Origin of the sequence: Niallia oryzisoli (genome assembly GCF_043641075.1) — a bacterium.
Classification (GTDB): domain Bacteria; phylum Bacillota; class Bacilli; order Bacillales; family Cytobacillaceae; genus Bacillus_BD; species Bacillus_BD oryzisoli_A.
The window spans coordinates 721152-733600 of record NZ_JBHZRC010000001.1 but is presented as its reverse complement, the minus strand read 5'-3'; the positions used below and the strand labels follow the sequence as shown (position 1 = coordinate 733600).

Genomic DNA, 12449 nt, shown 5'->3' with positions numbered 1-12449 from the left:
ACGGACGATTCCGTCTGCTTATTTACTAAACTGAAACTCAGGTTCTCCTAATGCAGTGTTATATTCAATATGTAAATCATGACCATCAAAATACCATAGATCTTTTTCTTCAATATAAAAGGTTATCCCGTTCATAACTGTTTTTGTTCCAATATGGTCAGGTTCTTCTGTTGAGATTCCCAAAGAGAAACCCTTTTGAATTTGGCTGGAGCCTCCATACCGAGCATAAAAACGAACAAAGCTTCCTTCTTTAAGGTCCATTTCATCCACATACCATTCGAATGCTTCCTTACTAACTGTTATATTCATGAAAACCCATCCCCTTAGCTGACTTGATTATTGAACTGTACATAGGTATTATTCAACAAATTTAATTAAATCATTAATAACAGTTAAAAGTAAACCTATCTGTTTATATTGGAGAGAATGGAACGATTCCACATGCAATCATGATGATAAATATTAAAAAGTGACAAACAATGGCCGGAAATAAATGATGAAAGTGAAGGGTCATCCAAGCATAAAGGATGCCGGAACATGCAAATAACAAGCAAACTCCAATCGAATAGCCATACATGAGATAAGAACACCCATAAGAAATGCTAGATAGAATCATTACTGTCCATTTATTTGTTAGGTTAAGCATGGCCTGCATTAAAAGCCCGCGCCATAAGAATTCCTCAATCATACTACTAAGAGATGCAAATACTAGTACATGACCTACAAATGAAATATTGTGAAACGCAAGTAAAAGGATAAGAAGGGAAAGAGACAGGATGATCGACAATAGAAGGATGGGTCTTTTACGACTGTTCGATGCATCCTGTAGAATGGAAAACGAATCACTTAAAAAATCTTTATTATAAAAAAAGGATATATTTTGCTTGAATTTATAACTAACATATAAAATGCTCATGATCGGAAACAATAATAAAAGTTTCTCCATTATGTACACTGTATGTACATTCAGGTTCATCTCGTTTAAAAAACGATTAGCATATAAATGAAGAAATTCGCCAAAAAAGTAAGCAATGGTAATCCATACAAATACCCTCTGCTTTTCCTTTAAAAATGCTACTATAATAAATAATATGAATAGTATGAAAAAATTAAGCGTAAGTCGATTTAGTTGAAAACTAACTAGTGTGGCCATGAAAATTAAGATAAAATATAGATTAGTTGGAAACAATCTGAATTGCAGCAATGGGGAAAATCACCTCAATCTACTATTCTTAGTCCATATTTTACCGTAGGATTGAAGGTAATAAAACCCCGAATAAGGAATTAATGTGATAAATATTGCACGGTAATAACAAAAGGAGATGGTAGTCTAGTGTTTAAGGTTACGGCAGCTGCTCTAACAGTATTAGATCAAGCTATAGCACAGGAACAAACAAATGAACTGGAAAAATTGTATGTCCGCCTTTCGATGGGAATTGGTTGAGGGGGACCACAACTTAAGCTGTCTCTGGAAGAGCAGCCAATCTCCGGTGATCAAGTGCATGCATTTGATCATGTGGACATTTTAATCCATGAGAATGACTTCAATTATTTTGATCATACAAAGCTTGATTATATAAAAGATGTACTAGGCAAAGGAAAATTTCAATTACTTAAAATATAGAAGAGAAAGTACGTTTTCATTTGTAGCTGTTTTGCTCACAAGACTATTCCTGCTCCATTTGTTCAAAAAAAGTAATTAATTCATCAAAGTTATGAATAATGGTTTCAGGTATAATCTTTTCTTCATCGTGTTCTGAGCATGAAAACAACTCTAGTAAGAATTCATCCTGTTCCTCTTCTATGTCTACTGATGTATAGAAAATATAATTTTTATCTTCTTTCTTCATGTGGGTAACCTCCGATTTATTTAATTTGTATTTTTATTTTATCTCAATTTTAATTGGAATTTTGTAAAGAAATATGGACATTTTTTAACATCAGTTTTTTCATGGCAAAAAATTGAACATTATTTGAAAATAAAAAGAGAGTGTTCATTGACACTCTCTTCGTTTTGATGCATCGATCTATTAGTGTAAAGGCAATGAAATAGTAATTTTGCTGCCTTTATGGTGGTCTGTTGTAATGGAAATATGGCCTTGATTTTGATCGATAATGTCTTTACAGATTGTTAGCCCAATCCCCGTTCCCATTGATTTTGTTGTATAAAAGGGCATAAAAAGCTGATTGATTGTATCACTTGTCATCCCACAACCATTATCTATGATATGAATGAGGGCATGCTTATTATTTACTTCTGTACGAATATCAATAAAACCATCATGAATATCAGTTTCTTCTATTGCCTCGATGGCATTTTTTATAAGGTTTATGAGCACTTGCTTTAATTCATTTTTATCAATATAAAGTTGTATCTCTTCTTCAGTTAAATGAGTCAATAATTTAATGTTTTTTACTTTAGATTCACTTTCAAACAATTTTACAAGATTCACGAGTAGTTCGTTTAAGGAAAATAATTCCTTTTGGCATGTAATAGGCTTTATTTCGTTCAAAAACTGATTTATTATGTCATTTACTCTATCAATCTCATCAAGGGCGATTTCAGCGTATTCGCCTCTGCCTATTTCGCTTAAGCTAGGCTTAAGCAGCTCAAGAAACCCTTTTATTGTTGTCAGCGGATTACGTATTTCATGCGCCAATCCAGCAGCTTGCTTTCTTACATCAAATAACTGCTCTTTACCAAAATCTGTTTCACTAACATCAATTGTCAAAGATTCACTTGGGAATTCATTCGTCCTTATCATTGTTCAATCGCATCCTTTTTTTAAAGAGTTAACCCATTAATAAAACCGATTAATAAACCATATGACGAATACTGACAATTTATGATTAAAATATATGTAGAATAAAGTCAAAATAAGTCAAATCCTATACTTTTCTATAATGATACTAAATGATTGCATTGTTATCAAATAGATAATATGAATTATTTATCGAATAAATAACAGGAGTTTATAGGGGGAATTGACTATTTTTTTTTAAAAAAAGTAAGCACCTGTTTGTGCTTACTTTCCTATCATCTTATCCAAGCCATTTTACCTTGGGTTCTGTTTTGTCCATGATTCGTTTTATATTGGCTCTATGCCTATATACGACAAATAATGTAAGGGCGGCTACAACGATAATGAGTGGAATATCTTGTACGATGATGGCATAAACCAATGCGACAAGACCGCCAAACATAGAGGACAATGAGACATATTTTGTTATGTATAAGCAAATAAAGAAGCCTGCAATCATAATGATAAACATAAGTGGTGCATACCAGAGTAAGACGCCTGCTGAAGTAGCTACTGCTTTTCCACCGCGAAAGCCGGCAAAGATTGGATAGGTATGTCCTAACACAGCAAATATTCCAGCTAATAAGTAATGCATATCCACATCAATAATAAGAGGCAGTGCAGCGGCAAGTGTACCTTTTAATATATCTGCAATGGTTACTGTTAGACCTGCTTTTACACCCAAGACACGAAATGTATTGGTGCCCCCCAAATTTCCGCTCCCATGCTGACGGATATCGACTCCAAAAAATTTCTTTCCAATGATTAAGCCTGACGGAATGGATCCGATCAAATACGCAAGAATAATAATGATTCCGTACTCAAACATTCAAACTCTCCTTCTTTTTCCCATGAATCAATACTGATTGATGATTACTGCTTATAGTTCCTATATATTTTACCATGTTACAACTAAAAGATTCCATTTACCAAATTATTTTATTTTTGGATCAATACATGTCACTTAATATTTTCATATGATGGGGAATGAGTAAATGACTTATCAAAAAAAGAAATTTTCTTTTCAATCGGGTTACATTTCGCTAGGATAAGGTTGAGGAGGAACGGGCCAAATGTCAAACAACGTTTATCGAACAAGGAAAAGTACCGTAAAGAAGGGAATACTAGCAGGTTTAGTAGGGTTGCTGCTGCTTATCCTTTCTATTAGTCTATTCTTTTTATATCCATTTGCTTCAAAAGAGAAGGTTAATTATTTTAGTGGTGATAACCCCATTTTATATAATGGCAAACAGGAAGGAAATGCTTTGCTGGAGGGTGAAACAATCTATCTGCCGTTGACTTTCTTGAAAGAGAAAATTGATAACTATCTCGTATATGATGAAAAGTCACAATCAATCATTATGACAACAAGTAGTAAGGTTATTCAACTACCAAAGGATTCGCTAGTCTACTATCGTAACCAGGAGCCTGTCCAGCTGACTTTTTCTGCTATGAAGAGTCATCATGGCGAGCTATATTTGGCTTTACCATTGGTTCTTGAAAACTATGAAATTCAACATTCTATTTTACCAGATACCAAGGCAATCGAAATGGTAAAAAGCGAACAAAAGATTGTGGAAGGAAAAATAAAGGCTAAGAATGCAAATGAAGAAAAGCTACGTTTGCGAACAGAGCCTAAGTTACAGTCTCCCTATACAGAACAGGTGATCGGCAATGAAGAAATCAAGATAGAAAATGAGAATGAAGGGTATTACTTTGTTCGTAAAGAAAATGGAATTGCCGGCTATATTCATAAACAGTATGTAGAAAAGGGACAAACGAAAACAGTAGAGAATAAGAAGGCTATATCTGAAGCGGTCATACCAAAATTCGAGGGGCCGATTCACTTAACATGGGAAGCAGTGTACACGAAAAACCCTAATCCTGAGGTACTTCCTGAGATGCCAGGGGTAAATGTTGTCTCACCGACCTGGTTTGAGCTAAGCGGGATGGATGGCTCATTAAAAAATTTAGCCTCACTAGATTATGTTAACTGGGCAAAAAAGAGAGGATATCAAGTATGGGGGCTATTTTCAAATGCTTTTGATCCTGATCTTACACATGAAACGTTCCAATATTATGAAACACGTCAAGCAATCATTCAGCAGCTCCTACATTATAGCCAAATGTATAATCTCGACGGAATAAATATTGATATTGAAAATGTACGAGAAGAAGACGGACCGTTTGTTACACAATTTGTAAGGGAGGCAACAACGTATTTTCATCGTGCAGGTTTAATTGTCTCAATGGATATTACGTTTATGACAACTGGGAATTGGTCTGCTTTTTACGAGCGGGAAAAATTGGCTGAATCTGTTGATTACTTGATTGTTATGGCTTATGACGAGCATTGGGGTTCTTCTCAGGAAGCGGGAAGTGTGGCTAGCTTGCCTTGGGTGGAAGAAAATTTACAGAGTTTGCTAGAAGTAGTACCAAATGAGAAATTGATCCTGGGTGTTCCACTCTATACACGAATATGGGAGGAAAAAACGTCCGGTGAAATTTCATCTAAGGCCATGTCGATGGCTGAGGTGAAGGAATGGCTGACAACTAATGGTGTGACCCCAATCTATGATGAGCAAAGTGGTCAAAACTATGCTGAATTAACCGATCCCAATACGAATTCAACCTATCGGATTTGGCTGGAGGACGATCTCTCAATGAGTAAACGTGTTGACCTTGCTTTGCAGTATGAACTTAAGGGGATTGCCAGCTGGTCAAGATCATTTGCAGACGAAACCGCTTGGCTTGCACTTACTTTAGATTCTAAACCAATTGCACAAAATGAATAGGTAGGGCTGTAAGGGAAATCCTCCCTTTTTGGCAGATAATTATTGAATATTTCTATATTATGGTACAATTATAGAAGCATTGGAAATATTGTAATGGTAATCCTGTACTACATTAAAATTTGGAGGGATAATAATGGCTATTGAAAATCCAACAAGAGATGAAATTCGTGAAATTCTAAAAAACGCAAAGCGTATTGCAGTTGTGGGCTTAAGTGACAACCCAGAGCGAACTTCTTATATGGTTTCTAAAGCGATGCAGGATGCTGGGTATGAGATTATTCCAGTTAATCCAAAAGGGGTTGAAATACTAGGAGTTCAATCTGTCAAAAGCTTAAAAGAGATTGAAGGCCACGTTGATATCGTCAATGTATTTCGTCGTTCCGAGCATTTACCTGAAGTAGCAAGAGAATTTGATGAAATTGACGCAGACATTTTTTGGGCGCAGCAGGGTCTTGAAAATGAAGAAGCATACCAGTTTTTAAAGGAAAAAGGCTATACTGTAGTAATGGATCGTTGTATAAAAGTTGAGCATGCAATGACTAAATAATTTAATTTAATCAAGCATATACCTATATCTTTTGGTATATGCTTTTAAATTTTGTCTATCTTCTAATTTTGTTTAACTCCTTTAAAATCAATATCTTTCAAAGGTTTATTAGCAGTATTTTCCCCCTCTTAATTGAAAATCTCATTTGCCAAATCAAAATAAATCGATACAATAATACGTAGACTCTCGTATTAGATATGTTATGATAATGAAAGGAACGTTTGTTCTTGATGTGATAATAAGAGTCACTTTAAGAGATTTTCCGGAATAAGTATTTACATGTTATGGTATATGTGAAAAGTAATATTGAAGAATGACTAACAAAAAGGAACCAACTTCTTTGTGAGGAAGAGGAAAATCCTAATTAAAAGAGAATACCATTAGAACAAGTATAAATAAAAGATCAACAAACGGATATAAGAATAATTAAAGATAACACGTTAGATAGGTCTTTGATTTGAATGAAAGGGGAATGTTCGTGGCAAGAAATCAAGCGGCATTTGATTATAATGATGATGCCATACAAGTCTTAGAAGGGCTTGAGGCAGTCCGTAAGCGCCCGGGTATGTACATCGGAAGCACGGATTCCAGAGGGCTGCATCATCTAGTATATGAAATTGTAGATAATTCAGTAGATGAAGTGTTAGCCGGATATGGAGATCATATTATTGTCAAAATACACAAGGATAATTCAATCAGTGTCCAGGATAAAGGACGGGGAATGCCGACTGGAATGCACAAAATTGGCAAACCTACGCCTGAAGTAATTTTAACTATTCTCCATGCAGGTGGAAAGTTTGGTCAGGGCGGTTATAAGACGAGTGGCGGTTTACACGGTGTTGGCGCATCTGTTGTAAATGCTTTATCTGAATGGCTCGTTGTGAAAATAAAGCGTGATGGTTTTGTTTACGAGCAGCGATTTGAAAATGGCGGTAAGCCTGCTACAACATTGGAGAAATTAGGGAAAACAAATCAAACTGGTACTACTATTCACTTCAAACCGGACCCAACAATCTTTTCCACCACCACCTATAATTATGAAACACTCTGCGAACGCCTTCGTGAATCAGCTTTTCTATTAAAAGGTGTAAAAATAGAAGTAATCGATGAGCGCAATGATTTTCATGATATATTTCACTATGAAAATGGACTAGAAGCATTCGTGCAATATTTGAATGAAGAAAAGGATGTATTGCATCCAGTCACTAGCTTTGAAGGTGTTCAAAACGGAATAGAGGTTGACTTTGCCTTCCAATTTAATGATGGATACTCCGAAAATGTACTGTCTTTTGTTAATAATGTTCGGACAAAAGATGGTGGGACACATGAAGTTGGACTACGGACTGCATTAACCCGCTCTGTTAATGACTATGCACGAAAAGTTAGTCTGCTAAAAGAAAAAGATAAGAATTTGGATGGTTCCGATATAAGAGAAGGTTTTTCTGCAATCATTTCAGTCCGGATTCCAGAAGAACTGCTTCAATTTGAAGGTCAGACAAAAGGTAAGCTTGGAACTAGTGAAGCACGCTCCGCAGTGGATGCTGTTATTTCCGAGAATCTAACTTATTTTCTTGAAGAAAATCCTGATATTAGTACATTGCTAGTGAAAAAATCAATCAAAGCGTATCAGGCACGGGAAGCAGCACGTAAAGCACGTGAAGAAGCGCGGAGCGGGAAGAAACGGAAACGCTCAGAAGCGCTGCTTTCTGGTAAATTAACTCCGGCTCAATCTAGAAACCCTCAGAAAAATGAATTGTATTTAGTCGAGGGTGATTCTGCTGGGGGCTCAGCAAAACAAGGACGAGACCGTCGTTTTCAGGCTGTGCTGCCATTACGTGGTAAAGTTATAAACACAGAAAAAGCAAAGCTGTCCGATATCTTCAAAAATGAAGAAATAAATACCATTATTTATACTATTGGTGCGGGTGTTGGAACAGATTTTCAGGTTGAAGATTGTAACTATGATAAAGTCATTATCATGACCGATGCCGATACAGACGGTGCCCATATTCAGGTACTGCTATTAACTTTCTTTTATCGTTATATGAAACCATTAATTGAGGCTGGGAAAGTATATATCGCTCTGCCGCCACTCTATAAGGTAAGTAAGGGTACTGGAAAGAAAGAAGTTATAGAATATGCCTGGAGTGACGATGACCTTCAAGATACCATTAAAAAGGTCGGAAAAGGGTATATACTACAGCGCTATAAGGGACTCGGAGAAATGAATGCCGATCAGCTGTGGGATACAACCATGAATCCAGAGACAAGAACCTTAATCCGTGTACGGATAGATGATTTAGCCCGTGCAGAGCGCAGGGTGACAACGCTTATGGGTGATAAGGTTGAACCGCGGCGCAAATGGATTGAATCTAATGTGGCTTTTGGCTTAGAAGAAGACGGAAGCATACTTGAAAATGAAAACATCTCTGTCACTGAGGAGGTTGATCCTTCATGAGTTCAATAGAGAAATTTCATGACCTGCCTCTAGAAGAAGTGATTGGAGATCGATTTGGGCGTTATAGTAAATACATTATCCAGGATCGGGCACTTCCTGATGCACGTGATGGTCTAAAGCCTGTGCAACGTCGTATTCTGTATGCCATGCATGTCGAAGGGAATACACATGATAAACACTTCCGTAAATCAGCCAAAACCGTTGGTAATGTAATTGGTAACTATCATCCGCATGGTGATTCTTCCGTATATGAAGCAATGGTACGGATGAGCCAGGATTGGAAGGTACGTAATGTACTAATTGAAATGCATGGGAATAACGGGAGTGTTGACGGTGACCCGCCTGCTGCGATGCGTTATACAGAAGCCAGACTGTCGGCCATTTCTTCAGAGCTCTTACGAGATATAGATAAGCGAACCGTTGATTTGGTTCCGAACTTTGATGATACATCAAACGAACCAACCGTGTTGCCAGCTGCGTTTCCGAATCTACTCGTGAATGGGTCAACAGGTATTTCTGCAGGTTATGCAACAGAAATACCTCCACATCACCTTGGGGAAGTTATTGATGCTGCTATCTATCGTATGGATAAGCCTGAATGTTCCGTAGATGATTTAATGGAATTCGTAAAAGGGCCTGATTTTCCAACAGGTGGGATTATTCAGGGTGTTGAGGGGATAAAAAGAGCCTATGAGACAGGTAAAGGCAAGGTTATTGTTCGCGGTAAAACAGAGTTTGAAACCATTCGTGGTGGAAAACAGCAGATTGTCATTACCGAAATCCCGTATGAAGTAAACAAGGCAAACTTAGTGAAGAAAATCGATGAGTTTCGTCTTGATCGAAAAGTTGAGGGAATTGCAGAGGTTCGTGATGAAACGGATCGAACTGGACTAAGGATTGTTATTGAGCTGAAGAAAGAGGCAGATGGAGAGGGCGTCTTAAATTATCTATTTAAGAATAGTGATTTACAGATTACCTACCATTTCAATATGGTAGCCATTCATAATAGAAGGCCGAAATTAATGGGACTGCGGGAAATGCTTGATGCTTATATTGATCATCGCAAAGAGGTAGTCACAAGACGCTCAGAATTTGATCTCTTAAAAGCAAGAGATCGTTCACATATCGTAGAAGGACTAATGAAGGCCTTATCTATTTTAGATGAGGTAATTGCCACAATCCGTGCTTCTAAGGATAAGCGGGATGCTAAAAATAATTTGATGGCAAAGTATCAATTTAGCGAGCCTCAAGCAGAAGCAATCGTATCTCTACAACTCTATCGATTAACGAATACGGATATTACAGCACTAAGAGAAGAGGCAGAAGAGTTGGCTAAGCTGATAGAGGAGCTAACGGCTATCTTGAGCAGCGAGAAAAAGCTATTTTCTGTCATTAAGAAGGAATTGCGAGATGTCCAAAAACGATTTGTCGATACGAGAAGAACGAAAATCGAGGCAGAAATAGAAGAAATTAAAATTAATCTTGAAGTGCTGATTGCCAGTGAGGATGTCATTGTGACTGTTACAAAGGAAGGATACGTAAAACGTACAAGCCAGCGTTCATATGCTGCTTCCAATGGTCAGGACTTTGGGATGAAGGATTCAGACAAGCTGATTTCCCAGCTTGATGTGAATACAACAGATGTGTTGTTACTCTTTACGAACAAAGGAAATTACTTATTCTGTCCAGTTCATGAGCTTCCGGATATTCGCTGGAAGGATGTTGGCCAGCATATTGCTAATATTATTCCAATTGAACGGGATGAAGCCATCATTGCTGCCATTCCTGTAAAGGATTTTGAAACAGAGTCCTATCTATTATTTGTTACGAAAAATGGGATGGTCAAGAAAACAGAATTAAAGCAATACCATGCTCAGCGTCGCTCGAAGTCACTCGTTGCTATCAATTTAAAAGGGGACGATGAGGTCATCGATGTCCATGTAACAGATGGTACAAAAGAGCTCTTCTTAACTACCTATTACGGTTATGCCCTATGGTTTAACGAAGAGGAAGTAAGTCCAATTGGTGTCCGTGCGGCAGGTGTTAAGGGAATTAATTTAAAAGACGGTGATCATGTTACAGGCGGTAAAATCAAAAATAGTGATGACCAGCCGTCAGTTGTAATTGCAACTCAGCGCGGATCCATTAAAAAAATGAAATTAAGTGAGTTTGAATTAACATCGCGAGCTAAGCGAGGAGTGGTTATTTTACGTGAGCTGAAAACAAATCCACACTATGTAATTGGATTTGTGTTTGCTAACGAGCAGGATATGATTCTAATTGAAACAGAAAAGGGAATCATTGAGCAAACCAATACTTCAACACTCCGTTTTAATGACCGCTATTCAAATGGTTCCTTCTTATTTGATGAAGACCAAAACGGAAAAGCAAAAACGATTTGGAAACTAGAGCAGAAGGAAGAAACGGCAACGGAAGATCAATAACATCAATAGATTAGCATATAAAAACCTCCTGTAAAATGCAGGAGGTTTTCTACATCTTTTTACCAATATTGGACATAATAGCTAATGGAATCCATCACGAAGGAGGACCAGTAGATGAAAAAAGAATTCGGGTTGGTTTTATTAGCGTTGTTTTTCCTGTCCTTAAATGCTATTACAGGTGCATATGCAGTAGAGGGAGACAAGAAGCAAATACAAAAAGAAGAAACGAATGTAGACAAAACAATTAATTTATTGAGTGAGGAAATGGATGTTTCAGGTGATGGAAAGGTAGATACAATTGAAATAAATGGAGTTCAGTATGAGGAAGACAGCTCTTTCTTAAAGGAGATGATCCTTTTAATCAAGGGATCAAATGGTCAAATCTATACAGCTGAATTGGATAGCGGCTTTGATCCGATATTAAAATTTGATGACCTTAACCATGATGGAATAATGGATATATACATTACCATTCCAACAGGCAGCAGTGGTGGGATCGCTCATCACTTTTTATATACGTTAAAAGACTTCATATTAACTGATATAGGTGTACCTGATTCTCTGATGATTACAAGTGAGTTCCAGAATAACTACAAAGCTTCGATTACTATTGATAACACAGGTCAAACGTACAATTTTAATTTAATTAGCAAGAAAAAGGATTATGATCAATTAGGACTCTTTGTGAAAGGGAAATTAAATGAGCCTCGAGAATTAATGATCGATCCCTATAGCTCACTAAAGCCAGTCATCGTAAAAGATGAGTTATATGGATTAAAAGGAATCCAGCAAATAAGTGGAGCATATCATGCAGATTCAATCGCATTTGTAGAATCTAAATGGTTTTACGAAAATGGAAAATGGAACTTGCTTGATACAAAGGTGATTAATAGAGATAAGAAAGCAAAGAAGAGTAAGTAATGGAATGTATTAACCAGAGGTAATATCTGAATGATGAGATATTACCTTTTAGTTTTATTAAAATGAATTAGAAATCAAAAAAAGAAGGATAAAAATTGATAATAATGTTATGTAAACTAAATAAGAAAAAGAATGGAGGAGGAAGACTGGAGATACTAAGTGTGGTTTAGTAATTGTTTTTATTAATTATTAAGTTATGACATATGACTGATACATGATTTAGTTTACAAAGAGTTGATTATTTACAATATCCCGATTTACATAAGATTTTTAGAGTATAAATTTAATCAATAATATTAAGTTAGATTTATACGATTAAATAAATCGTTTTAGTAAAAAATTTACTTTCTGTCTCACTTTTAAGAGTTTACTCAGATATTGAGACGGATTAATCATTTTTATAATTGCTTCTTATAATATATATTATGTAAACTAGAAAATAAAAAGAAACTAACCAGAGTAGTTACTCCTCCTACACCCTTG

Annotated in this window: 10 protein-coding genes; 5 read left to right on the top strand and 5 right to left on the bottom strand. The window is 36.4% G+C overall.

The genetic code is table 11. The features are described from left to right. Positions 1 to 18: 18 nt before the first annotated feature. The 5 genes from ACHUFV_RS03775 to plsY form a co-directional block, all read right to left on the bottom strand. The gene (locus tag ACHUFV_RS03775) at positions 19 to 309 is read right to left on the bottom strand and encodes a HesB/YadR/YfhF family protein (protein WP_394232273.1); all 291 of its coding nucleotides are present in this window, start codon (positions 307 to 309) and stop codon (positions 19 to 21) included. Between the two features lie 103 nt (positions 310 to 412). Next, positions 413 to 916: a CPBP family intramembrane glutamic endopeptidase gene (locus tag ACHUFV_RS03770; protein ID WP_394232272.1), complete on the bottom strand. Its 504-nt coding sequence runs from the start codon at positions 914 to 916 to the stop codon at positions 413 to 415. A 751-nt stretch (positions 917 to 1667) separates the two neighbouring features. Then, a complete protein-coding gene (locus ACHUFV_RS03765; protein WP_394232271.1) occupies positions 1668 to 1850 on the bottom strand; it encodes a hypothetical protein in 183 nt (60 codons plus the stop codon). A gap of 180 nt (positions 1851 to 2030) precedes the next feature. Further along, entirely contained in the window at positions 2031 to 2765 is a 735-nt protein-coding gene (locus tag ACHUFV_RS03760; RefSeq protein WP_394232270.1) for an ATP-binding protein, read from the bottom strand. A gap of 277 nt (positions 2766 to 3042) precedes the next feature. Further along, the gene (gene plsY, locus ACHUFV_RS03755) at positions 3043 to 3630 is read right to left on the bottom strand and encodes a glycerol-3-phosphate 1-O-acyltransferase PlsY (protein WP_394232269.1); all 588 of its coding nucleotides are present in this window, start codon (positions 3628 to 3630) and stop codon (positions 3043 to 3045) included. A 244-nt stretch (positions 3631 to 3874) separates the two neighbouring features. On the opposite strand from plsY, the gene ACHUFV_RS03750 reads away from it, so the two are divergent. From ACHUFV_RS03750 to ACHUFV_RS03730, 5 genes are all read left to right on the top strand, one after another. Beyond that, the gene (locus ACHUFV_RS03750; RefSeq protein WP_394232268.1) at positions 3875 to 5596 is read left to right on the top strand and encodes a glycosyl hydrolase family 18 protein; all 1722 of its coding nucleotides are present in this window, start codon (positions 3875 to 3877) and stop codon (positions 5594 to 5596) included. A gap of 133 nt (positions 5597 to 5729) precedes the next feature. Further along, positions 5730 to 6143: a CoA-binding protein gene (locus ACHUFV_RS03745; protein WP_394232267.1), complete on the top strand. Its 414-nt coding sequence runs from the start codon at positions 5730 to 5732 to the stop codon at positions 6141 to 6143. A gap of 478 nt (positions 6144 to 6621) precedes the next feature. Then, complete coding sequence (gene parE, locus ACHUFV_RS03740; protein WP_394232266.1) at positions 6622 to 8601, top strand: DNA topoisomerase IV subunit B; 1980 nt, start codon at positions 6622 to 6624, stop codon at positions 8599 to 8601. Continuing rightward, positions 8598 to 11045 carry a DNA topoisomerase IV subunit A gene (gene parC, locus ACHUFV_RS03735; protein ID WP_394232265.1) on the top strand — a complete coding sequence of 816 codons (2448 nt, stop codon included), beginning with the start codon at positions 8598 to 8600 and terminating at the stop codon, positions 11043 to 11045. Before parE ends, parC begins: the two co-directional genes overlap by 4 nt. A 114-nt stretch (positions 11046 to 11159) precedes the next feature. Next, complete coding sequence (locus ACHUFV_RS03730) at positions 11160 to 11966, top strand: hypothetical protein (RefSeq protein ID WP_394232264.1); 807 nt, start codon at positions 11160 to 11162, stop codon at positions 11964 to 11966. Positions 11967 to 12449: the final 483 nt, after the last annotated feature.